The organism is Mesomycoplasma dispar, from assembly GCF_000941075.1.
Taxonomy (GTDB): domain Bacteria; phylum Bacillota_I; class Bacilli_A; order Mycoplasmatales; family Metamycoplasmataceae; genus Mesomycoplasma; species Mesomycoplasma dispar.
Window position 1 is genome coordinate 56,450 of the sequence record NZ_CP007229.1, and the last position, 20,097, is coordinate 76,546.

11 protein-coding genes are annotated in these 20,097 nt (G+C 28.5%); 10 read left to right on the forward strand and 1 reads right to left on the reverse strand.

Annotated elements, in window-relative coordinates; translation table 4 throughout:
* The first annotated feature begins 2 nt into the window (after window positions 1–2).
* The 8 genes from MDIS_RS00255 to MDIS_RS00290 all read left to right on the forward strand — a co-directional run bounded on the left by MDIS_RS00255 (window position 3) and on the right by MDIS_RS00290 (window position 15,958).
* The gene (locus MDIS_RS00255) at window positions 3–1,370 is read left to right on the forward strand and encodes a glycine--tRNA ligase (RefSeq protein WP_044635139.1); all 1,368 of its coding nucleotides are present in this window, start codon (window positions 3–5) and stop codon (window positions 1,368–1,370) included.
* Window positions 1,363–3,174 (forward strand): DNA primase, encoded by a 1,812-nt coding sequence (gene dnaG, locus MDIS_RS00260; RefSeq protein ID WP_044635140.1) that lies wholly within the window; start codon window positions 1,363–1,365, stop codon window positions 3,172–3,174. The genes MDIS_RS00255 and dnaG overlap by 8 nt, the downstream gene beginning before the upstream one ends.
* Window positions 3,175–3,788: 614 nt before the next feature.
* Window positions 3,789–5,237, forward strand: coding sequence for an RNA polymerase sigma factor (locus tag MDIS_RS00265; RefSeq protein WP_408605784.1), 1,449 nt, complete (start codon window positions 3,789–3,791; stop codon window positions 5,235–5,237).
* A gap of 4 nt (window positions 5,238–5,241) precedes the next feature.
* The gene (locus MDIS_RS00270) at window positions 5,242–6,018 is read left to right on the forward strand and encodes a Nif3-like dinuclear metal center hexameric protein (protein ID WP_044635727.1); all 777 of its coding nucleotides are present in this window, start codon (window positions 5,242–5,244) and stop codon (window positions 6,016–6,018) included.
* Window positions 6,012–6,842 carry a deoxyribonuclease IV gene (locus MDIS_RS00275; RefSeq protein ID WP_044635141.1) on the forward strand — a complete coding sequence of 277 codons (831 nt, stop codon included), beginning with the start codon at window positions 6,012–6,014 and terminating at the stop codon, window positions 6,840–6,842. The genes MDIS_RS00270 and MDIS_RS00275 overlap by 7 nt, the downstream gene beginning before the upstream one ends.
* 21 nt (window positions 6,843–6,863) lie before the next feature.
* Window positions 6,864–8,108 carry a tyrosine--tRNA ligase gene (tyrS, locus tag MDIS_RS00280; RefSeq protein ID WP_044635142.1) on the forward strand — a complete coding sequence of 415 codons (1,245 nt, stop codon included), beginning with the start codon at window positions 6,864–6,866 and terminating at the stop codon, window positions 8,106–8,108.
* 61 nt (window positions 8,109–8,169) lie between these two features.
* Complete coding sequence (locus MDIS_RS00285; RefSeq protein WP_044635143.1) at window positions 8,170–12,948, forward strand: DUF4011 domain-containing protein; 4,779 nt, start codon at window positions 8,170–8,172, stop codon at window positions 12,946–12,948.
* Window positions 12,949–13,078: 130 nt separating this feature from the next.
* Window positions 13,079–15,958: an SGNH/GDSL hydrolase family protein gene (locus tag MDIS_RS00290; protein ID WP_044635144.1), complete on the forward strand. Its 2,880-nt coding sequence runs from the start codon at window positions 13,079–13,081 to the stop codon at window positions 15,956–15,958.
* 71 nt (window positions 15,959–16,029) lie between these two features.
* Here MDIS_RS00290 and MDIS_RS00295 read toward each other — a convergent pair whose 3' ends face one another.
* Window positions 16,030–17,583, reverse strand: a complete 1,554-nt coding sequence (locus tag MDIS_RS00295; protein WP_044635145.1) for a GIY-YIG nuclease family protein — start codon at window positions 17,581–17,583, stop codon at window positions 16,030–16,032.
* Between the two features lie 124 nt (window positions 17,584–17,707).
* Between MDIS_RS00295 and MDIS_RS00300 the strand changes: the two genes are divergently transcribed.
* Entirely contained in the window at window positions 17,708–18,016 is a 309-nt protein-coding gene (locus MDIS_RS00300) for a hypothetical protein (protein ID WP_044635146.1), read from the forward strand.
* A gap of 176 nt (window positions 18,017–18,192) precedes the next feature.
* Complete coding sequence (gene dnaK, locus MDIS_RS00305; protein ID WP_044635147.1) at window positions 18,193–19,995, forward strand: molecular chaperone DnaK; 1,803 nt, start codon at window positions 18,193–18,195, stop codon at window positions 19,993–19,995.
* Window positions 19,996–20,097 lie beyond the last annotated feature (102 nt).

Genomic DNA, 20,097 nt, shown 5'->3' on the forward strand with positions numbered 1-20,097 from the left:
TAATGGCTAAGTTTGAAAATTATCAATTTTTTGTTAACCAATTGAAGGAATTAGGCTTCGTTTTTCCTAGTTCGCAAATTTATGGTGGCTTGGCTAATTCTTACGATTATGGTCATCTTGGAGTTCTTTTAGCAAAAAATATTGAAAATTTTTGAGCAGATTTTTTTGTAAATTCTAATCCTAACGCTTTTTTTGTCGACACCAAAATTCTATTGAATCCAAAAGTATGACAAACCTCTGGTCATCTTGAAAACTTTAGCGATTTATTAGTTGAAAACAAAATTAACAAAAAACGTTATCGTGTTGACCATTTATTTGAAAAATTTTTCCCTAATGTTGAATTTGAAAAGTTAACAGAATCTGAAATTCAAGAGTATTTATCCAAAATTGATAATTTTGAAAATTCCAAAACTGAATGAACTGTCCCAAAAAAGTTTAATTTATTATTCGAAACTCATCAAGGTGTTATTGAAAACGAAAAAACTACCTTGTTTTTGAGACCCGAAACTGCTCAAGGAATTTTTATAAACTTCAAAACGCTTTTACGGACAACAAAAAATAGTTTACCGCTAACAATCGCGCAAGTTGGAAAATCATTTAGAAACGAGATTTCTCCTGGTAATTTCATTTTTCGCACACGCGAATTTACACAAATGGAGTTAGAAATTTTTGTAAAACAAGAAGATTCTGAATTAACTTTTAATGCTCAACTCGAAAAAATTAAAAATTTTTTGTTAAAGCTAGGTTTTAACGAAAAATCACTCAAATTAAATCATCATCAACCGGAAAAATTAGCTCATTATGCAAAAGCAACCGCTGATTTTGAATACAATTTTAACTTTGGATGAGGTGAGCTAATCGGAATTAGTAATCGCGGCGACTTTGATTTAAAGAATCATATGAAAAAAAGTGGTGAGAATCTTGAATTTGTTGATTCATCTAATGGCCAAAAAATTTTACCCTACATTATCGAACCCTCGATGGGTCTAGATCGCTTAATGTTAGCAATTTTAGAGGAAAATTTTCGCTTTGATGAACAGAAAAACCGTTATTTTTTCCAATTTCCGTTTATTTTAAGCCCGTATAAAGTTGCAGTTTTACCACTTTTAAAAAAGTTTACCCCTCTAGCTGAAACGATATGAAAAAAGTTAATTGACCATAAAATTTCAACCACAATTTCAAATTCGGGCTCAATTGGAAAAAGATATTACTATCAAGATTCGATAGGAACTTATTTTTGCATTACAATCGATCATAACACAATTGAAGATCAAATTGTGACAATAAGATTTCGTGATACAACTGAACAAAAAAGAGTAAAAGTTGAAGAAATAATCGAATTTATCAAGGGAAACTCTTGCAATGAATAAACAAGAAATCACAAGTTATATTGTGAAAAACACCGATATTTATGCATTAATTTCGCAAAGTATTACTCTAAAACAAAATGGGAGAAACTCATTTGTTGGACTTTGCCCTTTTCACGATGACACAAACCCTTCTTTGTCTGTTTCGATTTCAAAGCAAATTTTTAAATGCTTTTCCTGCCAAAAAGCAGGAAATATTATAACTTTTGTGATGTTATCAAAAAATCTAAACTTTGGACAGGCTTTAGATTTTTTGAATAAAGAATATAACCTAAAACTTGATTTTAATTATACTACAACCCCTGAAAAAATTTATTCAAAAAACGAACTTCAAGCATTAAGAGCCTTCGAAAACGCGGTTTCAATTTATTTAATTGAACTTATGAAAGTTGTTTCCTCACAAAAACAAACCGTTGTAAGCGTTATTAATTTCCTTAATTCACGCGGAATCGACCGTAAAATCATTGAAAAGTTCAAAATTGGACTTGCTATAAATTCAATTTTAAGGAGAGTTTTGCTTGACTCAAAGTTGTTTGACGAAGATGTTTTAAAAAATTATTCGCTTTTAAACGCAAACGGATATGACTTTTTTCAAAATAGAATTGTTTTTCCAATTGAGAATTCTGAAGGAAAAACTGTCGGATTTTCAGGTCGCTGCATTGATGGATTAAAGTGTGAACCAAAATATTTAAACTCACCTTCAAACAGTTTATTCCAAAAATCTGAAATTCTTTACAATTATTTTAACGCAATTCAAGAAAATCCGAAAGAAATAATAATCACAGAAGGTTTTTTTGATGTAATCGCTTTCTACAAAGCCGGAATCAAAAACACGGTCGCGTTAATGGGAACAACTTTAAGCAAAAAACACTGTGATTTACTCAAAAATTTTACAGTCATAATCGCACTTGATAGTGACAAAGCCGGAATTGATGCAAGTTTAAAATCGGCACTAAGTCTTGGACAAAATAGAATAAAAACCTATATTTTAAAAGGTTTTGATGGCAAAGATCCAGATGAATATTTTAATAGTTTTGGCCCTATTTCTCTTGTTGACAAACTTAATGACCGCAAAAATAGCTATGATTTTGCCTATGATTTTTACAAAAGTGAGATGAAAAATAATTCTGGTGAAGAAATAAAAATTTTCCTAGAAAAATTTAGTCCATTTTTAGAAGCTTTATATCATTATGACTTGCAATTATCAGATACTTTTTTTAAAAAAATTAAAGATGATTTTGGTGTTTCTCAACATAGTTTTAAATTTTTTAGAGAAAAAAGGCAACCTTATTACCAACAAGATTACGAACTTGAAAACAACGTCGATTTTTTAGATAACACACATCGGAAAATTAGCGATAACAAAAAATCAAAAAATTTTAAACCTGAACATTTTGATCTGAAAATTTTGGAAATAATTTTATACGACTTTCTTTATGGCGATAGGAAAAAATTTGAGTATTTTAAAACGACTAATTACAAATTTTTGGATCCTATAAACAATAAGTTTATCGAAAAAATTGCCATTTCTAACAATAATGAACCGTCAATTTATGATGAAGTTTTGAAAAAAATCAAGGAAATCACAGAAGAAATGGTAAGTTACATCGCGAGCGAGGCAATAAAAGTTATTTTAGATCCGAATTTAAAAGCCAACATAACAATTGATGAATTTGCCGATTTCATAGAAAATGTAAAAAGACGCAGAGAACAAAAAGACAGAGTAAACAAAATAAGGTATTGATTAGAAAACGGAAAAGAAATGGATGACAATTTTATTAGTAATTTATGTAAGGGGACGAGATAATGAAAAACGGAGCAAATTTGAAATCAATTAAGGGAAATAAAACTGAAAACTCTAGCAATTTTCTTAACTTTTTCTCTAGTGAAAACAATGAAGTTGATAAAAAGGCAAAAAAGAAAACAATCTCAACAGCGAAAACCGGTTCTAAAAGTTTAAATAGGGATATGAAAAATAAGGGCAAAACTGTCAAATTGACAAATATAAATAAGTCTTTACTTAAAGAAAAAAGAAAAAACTCTTATGAGCAAATTGAGAATTTCTTTAATGTCATAAAAACCTCAAAACATCAGTCAGATTTTTTAAAAAGTTTAGAGCAATTTCGAGCAAAAACACTTGCACAACTCTCTAAAAACTTTAGTTCCACAAATGTAATTAAAAAAATAGGTGAAAAAAATACCGGATCCAGAACTAAAACAAAACCTGAAATAATTGAAAATTTAGAAAAAACAAAACAAACAGAACAAGTACCAAATATAGAAAAAATAGAGAAAAAGACAAGAAAAAGTACTAACTCCACTAAATCAAATTCAAGTAAAATTAGAAAAACAACAGCAAAATCTAAAACTACTTCGAGTTCAATAGTAAAAAATAAAAAACCACCTAAAAACACAGAGTTTTTATCTGAAAAAGCAAATTTTGAAGAAAATTCTCTCTCTGTTGACGCTAACCCACAGTATAATTTTATTATAAAAAGGTTAGAAGAAACATTAGAAAAAAAACGCAAAAAAAATAGCAAAAAAACCCAAAATTCAACGGATTCTACTGTATTTTTAACTCACGAAGAAATTCATAAGTATATCGAAAAATTAAACCTTGCAATCGACGAAGATGAACTTGATGAATTTTTCCAAATTTTAATTAAAAGAAAAATAATTAAAGATGAAGTTGATAAAGAAGACCTTGAAAATGTAACAACCACTGATTTTGTAAAACAAATTGACAAAAAAAGTATCTCAAAAAAAACACAAACAAGGCAAAAAAAACAAAAATCTGAATTTGATCAAGATTTAGCAGATTTTGAGCATCAAGATTTTGACGACGCCGATGATCACGATGATTCAGATCTTGACTTTGGTCATTCAGTCGATGATTCCCTAAAAATCCAAGATATTGACGATCTTGATTATATGACCGATGATAATTCAAGCGAATTCCGTAAGCCAAAAATTTACAGCGACGATGTTTATCGAAACAAACTTACGGACACAAACGATATGATCAAATGGTACATGCGTTGAATCGGAAAATATGGAAAACTTTTAAGTTCTGAAGAAGAACAAGAATTAGCCCGTAAAATGGAAATCAAAGGTAGAATTGGAAAAAAAGCCCGTGATACATTGATAAAACGAAACTTACGTTTAGTTGTAAACAGTGCAAAACGCTATAAAAACCGTGGTCTTGGATTTATTGACTTAATTTCTGAAGGAAATTTAGGAATCATTAAAGCTGTTTCAAAATATGATCGCACAAAAGGTTTTAAATTTTCCACTTATGCAACATGATGAATTCGCCAAGCAATCACAAGAGCCGTCGCTGATCAGGCAAGATTAATCCGAATTCCTGTTCATATGGTCGAAACAATTAACAAAATTAACAAAGCGGAGCGAGAATTACAGCAGGAAAGAGGGCTAAATCCAACTGCCGAGGAAATTGCTGAACGTTTAGGTAGCGATTTTACCCCTGACAAAGTTCGTTACATCAAAAAAATTAACGTTGACCCAATTTCACTTGATAAAGCGATTGGAAAGGAGGAAGATAGTTCATTTTCTGATTTCATTAAAGATGAAAACGTAATTTCACCAATAGATTTTGCTGTCCGTGAAGAAAAGGCAAAAGTTTTGCTTGAAATAATTGATACAACGCTTGATTATGACGAAAAAGATTTCATCAAACGTCGTTATGGTGTTGGCACCGATGAAAATGGAGTGCCATATCAAGCACATACTTTCGATGAACTTGCAGCAATGAGACGAGTAACTAAAGAACGAGTGCGCCAAATCGAAGCTAAAATTCTTAAAAAATTAAGAACACCACAACGTCGTTTTTCTATTCGTGATTTTAATTAAAGCTATGAAAACAAAAGAGATTGGTGATTTTTTACTTGAAAAGTTCCCTTTAGAAAACTGCGAAAATTGAGACAACTGTGGTTGAAATTTTCTTTTTGACACTGAGTTTTCAAAAGCGCTGATTTGTCTTGATGTTACAAAAAAAGTTGTTGACTTTGCAATAAAAAATGAATATAACTTAATAATTTCTCACCATCCTTTTTTCTTTTATCCGACAAAAAAAGAAGAATTTGCATATTCTCCTTACAAAAAAAGACTTGCAACATCAATACGGAAAAGTTCAATTAGCGTAATTTCTCTTCACACTAATTTTGATGGTAGTGAAAATCAGACCGCATTTTCAATAATAAAAAAATGCGGATTTGAAACTTCGAAAATTAAAAAGATCGATAAATTCAATCTTTTAATCGAGAATGATAAGCTAAATTTTAAAGAAATTTTACAGAAAATTTCTTTAAAAACCGGTTTGACAACTTTTCGAAGTAATTTTCAAGAAAATTTTTTGCCAAAAAAAATAGCAATACTTCCAGGGTCAGGAGGAATTTTAGCTTGTCTTTTAGCAAAAAAACAAAAAGCAAATCTTGTTATCACTTCAGACCTTAAATGATCCGACCAAATTACTTTATCCCATCATAAAATTAAAGTTTTAGAAATCCCTCATCTTATTGAGCAAGTTTTTGTTTTCGAAATCGAAGAGATTTTGAAAACAAAATTCACTGATATCGAAACTTTTAAATTCCAGTTGCCAGAAATTTTAAAAGAGGTTAAATTATCATGATAAAAATTGGTTCACATGTTCCTTTTAAAAAACCTAATTATCTTTTTGGAGCAATTCAAGAATCACTAAAAAATAACGCAAATACAGCGATGATTTTTCTAGGACCGCCACAGTCAACTTTGCGAACCAAACCAGAAAATTACAAATTCGAAGAATATAAGCGTCAATTTTCCACAAAAATTTCACCTGAAGATATTATTGTTCATGCTCCTTATATTATAAATCCTGCAAACCCGCTAAAAGCTTCATTTTCTAATGACTTTTTAATAAAAGAAATTGAAAAAATGAACTACATCGGTGCAAAATTTTTAGTTTTACACCCTGGTTTTTTCACGACTTTTTCTCCGAATGAAGCAAAAAATCAACTAATTTTATCGCTGAAAACAATTTTGGAAAAAACCAAAAATGTTACTTTATTACTCGAGACAATGTCTGGAAAAGGTACGGAAATGTGCGCTAATTTCGACGAAATTGTCGAAATAATCGAGGCTGTAAACTCTCCAAGAGTCGGCGTTTGCATCGACACTTGTCATGTTTGAGATGCTGGTTATAATCTTAAAAAATACAGTGAATTCCGTGATAAATTAACAAAATCTAGAATTATTAATTACCTAAAAGTGATCCATTTAAATGATTCATTAAGCCCTTTGGGTTCACGAAAAGATCGCCATGCAAACATTGGCAAAGGTTTTATTGGTCTTGAAACTCTTAAAAAAATTGTTCATGATCCGCTTTTTGATAATATTCCGATGATTCTTGAGACTCCTTATGTCGACGGAAAGCCGATTTATGACGAAGAAATAGCACTTTTACTTGAAAAAGTCTAAATAATTTTTGGAGTTTTCCTTATGTCCACTCAAAAAAACACTGAATTTCTTGAAGAATTGAAAAAAAGAAACATTTTAAAAGACATTAGCAATGCTGAAAAATTTTTTAACCTAAAACCAAATCAAGGAATTTACATCGGATTTGATCCAACAGCCAGTTCTTTGCATTTAGGAAATTATATTTCAATCAATTTGCTACAAAGATTGCAAAAAATAGGAATCAAAGTTCTTGCGGTTGTCGGTGGCGCCACTGGAATGATTGGCGATCCATCTTTTAACCCAAAAGAAAGAAAATTACTTGACTTTGAAACGCTTAACAAAAATAAAAATAAAATAAAAAAGCAACTCGAGTCTTTTAATTTACCAGTTTTTGACAATTTTGAAATTTATAAGGATATGAACATTTTAGATTTTTTGCGCGATGTCGGGAAAAACATTAATATAGCTTATCTTTTAGCAAAAGATTCAGTTTCATCGCGCATCGAAGTTGGACTTTCATTTACAGAATTCTCCTACCAACTAATTCAAGGTTGAGACTTTAAATATTTAGCCGAAAATTACGGAATAATTGGTCAAGCTGGTGGTTCGGATCAATGAGGAAATATGGTCACTGGTCTTGATTTTATTAAAAAATCAAACTTTGAACAGAAAGATGATGTTTTTGTTTTTACAACAAATTTATTAACTGATGAAAACGGGCAAAAATTTGGTAAAAGTCTAGGCGAACCAATTTGGCTTGATAAAAAAATGTATTCACCTTTTAGTTTATACCAGTTTTTGCTGAATCAAAGCGATGAGCAAGCTGAAAAAATCTTGCTCTGACTGTCTTTTTTGGACTTAAATACTATTTACAATTTAATTTCTGAACACAAAAAAAATAAAAAAGACCGTATTTTACAGAAGAATTTGGCTGATGAAATTGTTTTTAATATTCACGGCGAGGATGGTTTGAACGTTGCTAAAAAAATAACAGAAATTTTATTTCAAAAGTTAGACTATTCAAAAATAACATTTGATGATAAATTAGAATTAAAAAAAATCTTACCGTATTTTACAGCATCTTTTTTTGAAACTGATCAATTAATCAGCTCGGGAATTTTTAGTTCAAAACGTGAATTAAATGAATTTATTTCCCATAAAGCTCTTGAAATTAACGGTAAAAAAATTTTAGATCCGAAAGAAATATCTATTGAACTCAAAGATGAAAATAATCTATTTTTAATAAAAAAAGGGAAAAAACATTTTTTTATAATTGAAATTATTTAGCGTGCTTTCTAAAAAACAATTATAATATTTATTAATAAATTTAAATTTTTTTAAGGAAATTATGGAAGTTGACCGTGTTTATGAGAATCTTAAAAGTTGACAAAGTAAATTATTAGATGTTTCGAAACAAAATCGTTTAATTAACTTTAATTTATTCAAACCAACTAAAACAACACCGCTAAAACTAGGGATTCTTCTACCTGATTTTAACAAATTTCTTGATAGTATTATCGAAAGTCGAACAACTTTATTTTTTCGTGTTCCTGATGAATCGAAGAAAAAATCTAAAAAAAACACCGATAAAAGTAAGGATTTTACACCTTTAACGCTCGAAAAAATACAGGCAGAAATAAAAAATTCAAAAATTAATCCAAAAATAATTTTTTCTGATTTATCTTTGGAGCAAGAATATTTAGTCGTTAAAAATTTATACCAAAAATCTAAAAATTATAAGGAAGAAAAATCCATAAACATCCTTTATTTAGGGATAGGTTTTCTCAAATGATTCGAAAAAGGTGAAGAAAATACGCCTATTTATAGTCCGATTTTTTTATTTCCAGTGCAAATAAATCGCACAATTTTCCAAGGTCGTGAAACAATTTCTTTAGAATTTTTAGATAACGCCTTTTTGAGCACAAATTTAACCCTTCTAAAAAAACTGCAAATGTTAGAATTAGATACCAAACTTTCTAAATTTAACATTGATAATTCGTTGTCAATTAAAGAAAATTACAATAATTTTAAAAAATTATTTAACGAAGGTAATAAACTATCAAATTGAGAAATGATCGACACAATTCAGTTAAGTATTTTTGACTATAGTAAAATCGAAATTTACACTGATTTGGTCGAAAATGAAAAAAAAATATTAAAAAATAGCTTTTACAACGAAATTAACGGTCAAATTGATGGCATAAAAAACAATACAAACACTTTTAATGAAGTTGAAAAGAAAAAAACTGTCGATGAATTCAATAATATTAATCCAAGAGACTATTTTCACATTTTAGAGGCAGATTCAACGCAAGAAGCGGCCATTCAAGCCGCAGTTAGAGGAGAAAATTTCATTCTTGATGGGCCTCCTGGAACTGGAAAATCACAAACAATCACCAACATAATTAATGAATTTTTAGCTAGAAATAAGACTGTTTTGTTTGTCGCAGAGAAATTAGCGGCACTTAAGGTTGTTTACTCCAACCTAAAAAGAATCGGGTTAGCCGATTCGGTTATCGCAATTCATAACGAAAATATCAACAGAAAAGAAATAATTAACGATCTTTTAAACACTTTAGAAAAAGGAGATAATTCGATTTTAATAAACAGGGCTGAAAGCAATTTAATTGAAAATACTTATTTAGAATTTCAAACAAAATTGAACAATTACGGGGAAAAACTAACATTAGTTCGCACTCAATTGTCAAAAAGTCTTTATCAATTAATTGCAGAATATGAAAATCTTGCAAATTTTCCCAGTTTTGATTTTCCGCTTCCTGAAGAAACAATAAAAAAAATTGATTATGTAAACCTTCAAAAAATTGAATGATCGCTTAATAATTTATTTCAAAAAATTAAGAATATTAACTTTAATTTAAAAAAACATCCTTGATATGGTTTTAAAGATGCGACTGTTGATGAGTTTAAAAAGGAAAAATTCAAGTCTTGAATTTTAGAATTAATCAACTTAAGTGGAATTATTTTTGAAAATATTAAAGAATTTAAGTTCTTTTTAATGCATTCTGACCAACATTTAGATAACATTCATAATTTATATGATTTTTTAAAGTCGCTTAATAATTTGAATAATATTGATTTGGTTAAGTTGCAAGAGGTAGAAAATTTAACTTTTGAACTTGAAAAATATACACAAATTCAACAGATTAAATCGGATATAAAAAAATTAGAAACTACTCTCAAAGTTCATTTTAAAGTTATTCCATTAAATGTTCCAATTTTTGAATTTAAAGAAATTATCGAAGCTCATCAAAAAAACAAGGTTAAATTTTTAGATTTTAAGTACAAAAAAATTAAAAAAACACTATCAAATTATCTTAAAGAAAATGTGCAAATTGAGACTTTTCTTGAGACTTTTCCTTCAATCCACTTATTAATTCAGAAAAAAGTTGCACTTACCAAGCTAATCCCGACACTTAAATTTAAATTAGTTGATAATTCTGATCAGTCAATCCAAAACAATTTTGAACAACTAAAATTTTATGAAAAATTAAAATTTTTGAATAATTCAACAAAAATTAAGGTTCAGGAAAAAGAATTTGTCGATTTTTTTCTTGATTCAAAGTATACAAGAGAACTTTTGAACAAAAAAATATTCTCGCCAGTTGAAAAATTTATGCAAATTTGACAACAATTTAGTTCTTATCTTGATTTTGAGCAGTTTGATTTTACCTTTCTTGAAAAGAAAAAAATCGAAGAAAATTTACAACTTAAACTTAATAAAATTGACCAAATTTATGACATTTCCCGAATTAATAACGATATTTACGCACTAATTAATTTAGGTGTTTATGATTTTGTAAAAAAAGCAATTGATGATAATTTACAGCAAAATTTTTATAAAATTTTTGCGAAAAAATTTTATAAACTACTAATTGATCAAACAATTCACTCTGAATTTGATAATTTTGATTGGCAAACTTTAAACTTAAATCAAAGCAAGTTTGAAGAAGCACAAAAAAATTTAGATTTGCTAACTCGTAAAAAAGTTGATTCAATTTTGCTTGAAAAAATTCCACAAATCGATTCTTTTTCGGATAAAAATTCTGAAATCAGAATTTTAAAACAAGAAGCAAACAAATCTCGCCGTTTGATGCCGTTTCACGAACTTTTTGTCAGAATTCCCAATTTGTTAAAAAAATTAAAACCTTGTCTAATGATGTCGCCACTTTCTGTAAGTTCATATTTTAAAAATAGCGATATTGAATTTGATCTTGTAATTTTCGATGAAGCCTCGCAATTAAAACCTGAAAGCGCAATTGGAGCAATTGTTCGTGGGAAACAATATATAATCGCGGGTGACAAAGAGCAAATGCCGCCAACAAGTTTTTTCGATACTTTATCTGAAGACAGTGATGAAAGTGAAAATCTTGCTGAATTTAACGTTTCAGATTATCTTTCGATTCTTGATGTTAGCCAAACGTTTTTAAAATCATATAGACTCAAGTGACATTATCGCTCTAAATTTGAGGAGTTAATTCAACCTTCGAACATTGAAATTTACAACAACGATTTAGTAACTTTTCCAACTAACAAAAAACCACAGGAATTTCAAGGAATTAAGTTCGTCAAAGTGGAAAAAGCGGTTTATAAAGACCGTAAAAACGAAAAAGAAGCTGAAAAAGTAGTGGAAATAGTAGCAGAAATTCTTAAAAAACACGGGAATCAATTCACAATCGGAATTGTTACTACAAATTTAGAACAGGAAAAACTAGTTAGTTCAAAGATCGAAAAATTTAAAGCAAAAAGTCCACATTATTCTGAATTTTTATCAGATGAAACGAGAGGTGAACTTTTTGTTAAAAATATCGAATCTGTTCAAGGAGATGAACGTGATATAATTATTTTTTCGTTAAATTTCGGCCCTAACGAAGAAGGCAAATTTTCAATTAATTTTGGAACAATCAACCAAAAAAACGGCTATCGTCGACTAAATGTGGCGTTTACACGTGCTAAATATTCAACAGTTATTGTCTCTTCAATTGATCCAGAGCAAATTGATTTGACAAAAACTAAATCACGAGGTGTTAATTTCCTTAAAAAATATTTAGAAATTGCAAAATATGGTTCACAATCAGTAACAAAAACGCAAAATATTTCAGCCACAGAGGTTACTTTTGAGAATAATATTTACGATGAACTCATAAAATTAGGTTATAAAGTTGTAAAAAATGTCGGTTGTTCAAATTATAAAATCGATTTAGCCGTTGTTGACCCTAAAAACGAAAATGAATTTCTTCTTGGAATTGAATGTGATGGTTCTATTTTTTCAAAATTAAAAAACGCCCGTGATCGTGATATTTTACGAAAAAATGTCCTTAAAGCACGTGGCTGAAAAATTTTCAGAATTTGATCAATTGATTGATTCCAAAATCCAAAACAACAAATTAGAAAAATAAAAGAGCAAATTAAACTTGCCCTAACTGAAAAAGAAAAATTAAAAGAAAAAACAAAACAAAAGGAAAAAGAAAGTCCAAAAAATTTACCTAAAGAATTGCAGACCGAAAATCCTAAAAAATCAAGCAAAAAAAACGCCGAAAGTTTAACTTTAGTAACCGAAAAACCGAAAACTGACTTTAAATCAGTATTTCAGTCACGTTTTGAATTAAGTTTCCAAAATTTAATGAGTTTGTATAACGAAATTAACGATAAGTCTGATTTTCTCCTTCAAATTCTTAAGAAAGTGAAAATTTTACACAAAAATGAGTTTCAAAAAATCATTGCTTGACTTGATGGAAAAACAAAAATTACCATTTTAACTAGACAAGAAGCCGGCAAAATTGCAAACGAACTAATAAAAAATAATATAATTTTTGAATCACAATGACATTATTTACTAAAAAACACATCTTCATACAATTTTTTTCTTCAACCAAAAAGACCAATCAAAGAGATTCACTACTTTGAAATAAAAGACTTAATTATTAAAATAATTAAACAAACAAAATCAATCACAAAGGAAGATTTATACGACTTAATTCTGGAAATTACAGATTTTTCTAATTTCCAAAGCAAAACAATTGATTATCTTAATCGTTGTGTCGAAAAATTGGTTAGTGAAAAAATAATTTTTGTCGATAAATACGGTGCTTTAATTTTAAAAAATTAACAGTATTTTTTTCATTTTTTTCCTAAAAAACAAAAAAAAGACCAGTTTTACTTAATTTATATAGAATTAATATAGAACATAAAACACCGTTTTGTAGTATAATTTAGGCAATTGGCGAGGTTTAGAAGAGATGAATAAAGCTTTAAAAATTTTTTTGCAAACTAGCACTCCTATTGTTGTTTTATCAGGAATAGCAACAATGGGCGTTTTTCTTCAACCTAGAAAAGACGCTAATATTGCTACTGATTTTTCAAAAAAAGTCAAAAAACCATTGTTAAAAGAAATTAATTATTTGGCATTAGGTGACTTTTTGAGCACGGGTTTTGATTGAAACAACAACCTAGATGGCCGTGGAAATATGGTTGATGGTTCGATTAGTGGGATTTCTTTTCCCGCTTTTTTCGCTAATTTCGCCCAAAGTATTCAGCCAGATTCCGTAAAATCATTTAAAAATTTGGCATTAAATGACTCGAGCACTCGTGATTGAATTTATCTTTTGGATCCAAAAAATAATTACATTAGTAAAGAAAATTTATCAAATTTTAAGTCGCAAGTTTACAATAAATCTAATTTTGCTGAAACAATTAGATCCGTTTTTGGCACTTTTGATGGCGAATTTCCCAAATTAATAGACGAAATTAAAAAAGCAAATTTAATAAGTCTTTCTGTTGGTTTCAAAGATTTTCTTGATAATTTTAATAGTAAATTTTTTGATAGTCTTAATTCCGTTAATTTTGAGGAAAACAAAAAACAAGCAAATTTTAAAGCTAAAGTTAATAGTGTTTTTGCAAAAATCACTAAAAATTTAAGAAAACTGATAGTTGATATCAAGAAAATCAACCCTAAAGCTTACATAAATTTAATTGGTTATCATCCAGATCAGCCTAAAATTCGAAAATTTTTAGATGATTTAGCGAAAAATTACTTGTTAGATCTTAACGATCAAACTCTTTCGATCGAAAGGTTAAACAAGGAAATTGAAAAAGTCGCTGAATCAACAGATGTTAATTTTGTAAATCCTTTTGCTCATAAAAAATGACACGAAAACCGTGATCTTTTTTTTGACGCACAAATGAATTTTAGACCTCAAATAAAAGGAAACAAACAAATTGCTCAAAATTTAATTTTATCTCTAACTCTTGAGCCAAATACTTCTAAAAGTTCTAAAAAAACAGAACAAAACCAAATTATAAAAACCGATTTTTCTGTTGATCCAAGTGAATTTCAACAAATTTATCTAGGTTCTAATAGTCAAATTTTAGAAAAATTAACTTTAAATGGTTCGTTAGCGAATTTTATTAACGCTAATTCAAATTTTGAGGAAAAAAGTATAAGACAATTACACACTAAACCAGAAGATGAAAAAAATAGTTCATATTCTGGTAGTGTTTTGGAAAAAATTACAGGGTTTTTGGGTTCGCAAGAAAATCAGTTTGTTAGAATAATCAAGCAATTAATTGAAACTTTTGGAGATAAAAATAATCCTAATTTTACAGCATTTAATAATATTGTTGAAACTATCTTTAAAAGCAAGTTTTTTTCCAATGTAATCCAATTCGCTCAAGAATACATAGTTAATTCACTTGATCCTAGCGAAAATAAAGAAAAAGTTGGTGTAAATAATCAAGAGAAAAACCCAAAAAACAGCGAAAAACCTGCTGATTTATTAACTTTTTTAAAGGAAAAAGCACTGAATGAAAAAGCAATCGTTGAACTTTTAAGGGAAATTACTTCCAGTCCTTATGTTCAAAAACATCAATCAGAAGCGATTAATTTATTTTATAGTTTGCTTTTTCGTCAGTCAACAATTTCCGAATTAATTGTTGGTTCTTTTTCAGATAATTCTAATTATCAAAACATTGTATCGCAAGTTTTAAGTTTTCAATCAGTAGAAAAATTTGTAACTTTCATAATAACAGAATTAATTCAAAATAATAGTGATTATTCAACCGTTGAATCGTTTAGAGATTTTTTGCGTTTATTTTTACAAAATTCGAATAATTATCATAAATCAATCACTTTTATTAAGAATTTTGTTATCGAAGCACTTAAAAAACCAGTTTTCCTAAATTCTGTTTTTGAATTAGTTTCTGAAACACTCGGTTTTAAAATTGAAAAAGAAGACCAAAAATCTTTAATTACCTTAATTGTAAGTGTTAGCGATATTTTGACTAAAACAAAAACTTTCAAAAATTTAGTTGACTTAGTTGCTAGCGAAATTGTTCTTAATTTAAAAGTTCAAACCGCCAAAAAAGACGGTGATTGGTCGTTTTTCGGAAAAATTTTAACAAATTTATCAACAAAAGTGCAGAAATTCTTTAAAGAAAAACATAATATTTATAATTTGTTCCAAGATGTTTTAGCTTTTGATCCTTCTGTTAAACAGTTAGAGTCCGTTAAATCATTAGTAAATAAATTTTTACCTTTTATTGCAAAAATTCAACTTAATACTTTTGTTGATGAAAAAGACCCAAACTACAGCGACTTAAATTTAATTTTTAACTCCTTTATTCAATTTGCTTCAAAAGATAATTTCAATTGATTTAATAAAATAATTAGCGGATTTCTTGATGACTTTTTTATTATAAATAATTATAAATATCGTAATAGTTTAGATTTTAATGGGATAATTTTTAATTTTATAAATAATAATTCTGAATTATTGAATCATGCTTTAACTGAATTTATCGAACACAAAAAAAGTGATTCAAAAGTTTTAGACGCTATCATTTCAATTTTTTCAAAAGTTGTTAAATTAAATACTGATAGTTTGCAGAATAATGTATCAAATTCTGGTTCAGACAAGGAAAAGAAAATTCTTGAACTTTCTAATGGTTTTTTTGCAAAAATTAAAGAACTAACTAACGATTATAATCAAAAAATTGATGAAATTAACAATAAAATACAAAAAGCTGAAAATTCAAGTGATTCAGCTGCTTTACTTAAAAAACGCAATGAATTACGAAGTTTTTTAAGTCTCAAAAAACTTTTTAACATTAAAAGCGAATAATTTATTCGCAACAAAAATCAAAAAGATGCTGTAAAATACGAGGTCTTTTAAAATCAAGAAATTTAGGTTATCTATTTTTGATCAACAAATAAACTTTTTATTTGCTTTTTCTTCATTTTTGATTTAACAAATAAGTCAACATTATCTTGGATTCGTGCAAAAAAGTTAAAAACATGTTGTTCAAGTTGGACTTTTGCGCCTTTTTTGTCTATAATTTGTTCAGTTTTATGGCGATCATTTTTTACCATTCCGAAAACAGGGATAGAAAAATGATTTTTTCTTAAAATTTTTAAAACAGAATTAACTTGCTGAATTCCGCCATCAACTAGAATTAAATCTGGCTTAATAAACTTTGAGTTTTTAATATATTTTTCAAAACCCTGACTCATATAATTGGCATCGCCTTTTTTTGAACCACAATAATTGAAAAAACGGTTGTAATTTGGTTCATAATTTCCATCAATATAAAAAATAACTCCAGTTGTTGGGAAGTTTGTTTCTAAATTTGAATTGTCAATTGCCATAATTTTTTCTGCACTTTCAATTTTCAAATTTTCTTTAATTGAGCTCAAAATTTTCTCATTTTCAAACTTTTTTTGAAGCTCTTGACTAAAGTTGTGTTCAATAAAATCTAAATGATTTTTCTTTAAAGTTTCCAAAATCTGCTTATATTTTAGACTTGTTCCAATTTTGGTTTTGATTTTATTGTCTAAAAAACCAACGTTTTTAGGTCAAAAATCTGGAACAATTAATTCATCAGGATAAATATTGACTTTATAGTAATTATTTAAAAAATTAATTAAAACCTCAAGATAATTGAGAATAATTTCAACATTAAAATTTTTGTTAGAAAGAAAAACGCCGTTTCGGTAAAAAACAAAACTGATTATTAAGTTATTTTCGTTAATTTTACTGAAATAAATAAAATCAAGATTTTTTGAATTATTAAGGTCAATATTTTGTTGTTCAACCTTCGAATTTTTTAGGGCAATAATCGCTTTGTGGTATTCGATTGCAAGTTCAAATTGAAGATTTTTTTTAGCATTTTCTAGCTTTTTTTCATAAAAAGCGACTGATTTTCGTTCTTGAAGTATTTTTTTACATAAAAGGAACTTTTCACTTAAAATTTCCGGTTCTGATAGTTCGATTGGTTCACCTTTTTCATATAAAGCAATACTTTCAAGTAATTTTTTAAGTGCAAAAGCACTGTTTTTATTAAGAAAAGGACCGTAAAAAAAGGTGTTTTTTGTTTTTTCTCTACGAGAAATTTTATAAACTAACGAAATGTTCAACTTTTTTTGCAACTCTAATTTTATATAAGGATAATTTTGGTCATCCTTAAGTTTAATATTGTAAACAGGCTGTGATTCGCCGATAATTTTTTTCTCTAAAACTAGAGCTTCAATTTCGTTGCCGACAATATCGTACTTAATTTCCGTTGTTTTTTTAATTAAAAGTTCAGTTTTATACGAATTTGTTGAGCCATTTGCGTATTGATTCATTCGTGAATTCAAATTTTTTGCTTTTCCAACATATAAAAGTGTGTTTTTTTCATCGTAAAAACGATAAACGCCGACTTGTTTTGGTGGAGATATTTTTTTGACCAATTCTTGAAATTTTTTCATAAGAAAGCGCTAAATTTATCAGATAGAATTATAAATAAATTCTTATATAATTAATAATAATTTTAACAAAAAATTGTTATAATTAATTTTTAAGGTTAAATAAAAACTAGAGTGAGGGTTTGTCGTGGATTTTGAAGCTTATAAACGAACTTCGGTTCCTAAAATAAAGCAAATTAAAAAGGTTAATAAAATTTTTTTAGTAGTAGGAATCATTTTTTTTCTTTTTTTCATTGCTTTACTCACTTTTTATTTAGTTATGCAAAATGGCACCGGTTTTTCAAACGATTTTATTGACTCAACTTGATTGTCAATTAGTTTGTTATGCCTTGTAATTAGCGTTGCTTTTTTTGTTTCTTTTGGAATTGGAATTTATAAAATTAGGGCAATGAAAAAGGTTGAGCAAAATATTGAAACTCAACTTGAAGAACTATAATTTTTTAGATAAAAATATAAAAAATTATAGAATAACAGATATACTAGCTAAAATTAGGAACGTTTTTCATAAATTCTGGCACTTTTTACTTGTGAGTGCCAAAAATGTGGTATACTATTGAACGTCTAGGAAAATAAGACAAAAATTTAAAACTTTAAAATGAAAGGAAATCAAAAATGGCAAAAGAAATCATTTTAGGGATTGACTTGGGAACAACAAATTCAGTTGTTGCGATTATTGAAAATCAAAAACCAGTTGTTCTTGAAAATCCAAATGGAAAAAGAACAACTCCTTCAGTTGTTGCTTTTAAAAACAACGAAGAAATTGTTGGTGATGCAGCCAAACGTCAATTAGAAACTAACCCAGAAGCAATCGCCTCAATTAAAAGATTGATGGGAACCGACCAAACTGTTCGTGCAAACGAAAGAAATTACAAACCTGAGGAAATTTCAGCAAAAATTCTTGCCTATTTGAAAGAATATGCTGAGAAAAAAATTGGACATAAAGTTACAAAAGCTGTTATTACAGTTCCTGCTTACTTTGACAACGCTCAACGTGAAGCTACTAAAAATGCTGGAAAAATCGCGGGATTGCAAGTAGAGAGAATCATTAACGAACCAACCGCGGCTGCTCTTGCTTTCGGTCTTGATAAAACTGAAAAGGAAATGAAAGTTCTTGTTTACGATTTAGGTGGTGGAACTTTTGACGTTTCAGTTTTAGAATTATCTGGTGGAACTTTTGAAGTTTTATCAACAAGTGGTGATAACCATTTAGGTGGTGATGACTGAGATAATGAAATTGTAAATTGACTAGCTAAAAAAATCAAAGATGAGTACGACTTTGATGCAAAAAGTGACAAAATGGCACTTACAAGACTTAAAGAAGAAGCTGAAAAAACCAAAATTAATCTTTCAAATCAAAGTGTTTCAACAGTTTCACTACCATTTTTAGGAATGGGAAAATCTGGACCTATCAACGTTGAAGTTGAACTTAAAAGATCAGAATTTGAAAAAATGACTGCTCATTTAATCGACAGAACTCGCAAACCAATCGTTGATGCTTTAAAACAAGCAAAAATTGAAGCATCAGATTTAGACGAAGTTCTTCTAGTTGGTGGTTCAACCAGAATGCCTGCCGTGCAAACAATGATTGAACACACTTTAAATAAAAAACCAAATCGTTCAATCAATCCAGATGAAGTTGTTGCGATTGGAGCCGCAATTCAAGGTGGAGTTCTTGCTGGTGAAATTAGTGATGTTTTACTTTTAGATGTAACACCTTTAACTCTTGGAATTGAGACTTTAGGAGGAATTTCCACACCTTTAATCCCAAGAAATACCACAATTCCGGTAACAAAATCACAAATTTTCTCAACTGCAGAAGATAACCAAACCGAAGTAACAATTTCAGTTGTTCAAGGTGAAAGACAACTTGCGGCTGATAATAAAATGTTAGGAAGATTTAATTTATCAGGAATCGAAGCCGCTCCACGTGGTCTTCCACAAATTGAAGTAAGTTTTTCAATTGATGTCAACGGAATTACGACTGTTTCGGCAAAAGATAAAAAAACTGGAAAAGAACAAACAATTACAATTAAAAACACTTCAACTTTATCAGAAGATGAAATTAACAAAATGATTCAAGAAGCTGAAGAAAATCGTGAAGCTGATGCACTTAAAAAAGACAAAATTGAAACAACAGTTCGTGCAGAGGGACTTATTAATCAACTTGAAAAGTCAATAACTGATCAAGGTGATAAAATTGATCCAAAACAAAAAGAATTACTTGAAAAACAAATTCAAGAATTAAAAGATCTTCTAAAAGAAGAAAAAACTGACGAATTAAAAATAAAATTAGACCAAATTGAGGCAGCGGCACAATCTTTTGCACAGGCAAGCGCGCAACAAGCTAGCACATCAGATTCTGATGCAAATGCCGATGATTCAAACACAATTGATGCTGAAATCAAAGAAAATTAATTTTTAGTTAAAAAATAAAAAACACACTCGCTATTTTAAGCAAGTGTGTCTTTTTTATATTTATGTATATTTTTTAGTTAAATTACTAAAAAATAAAAACAC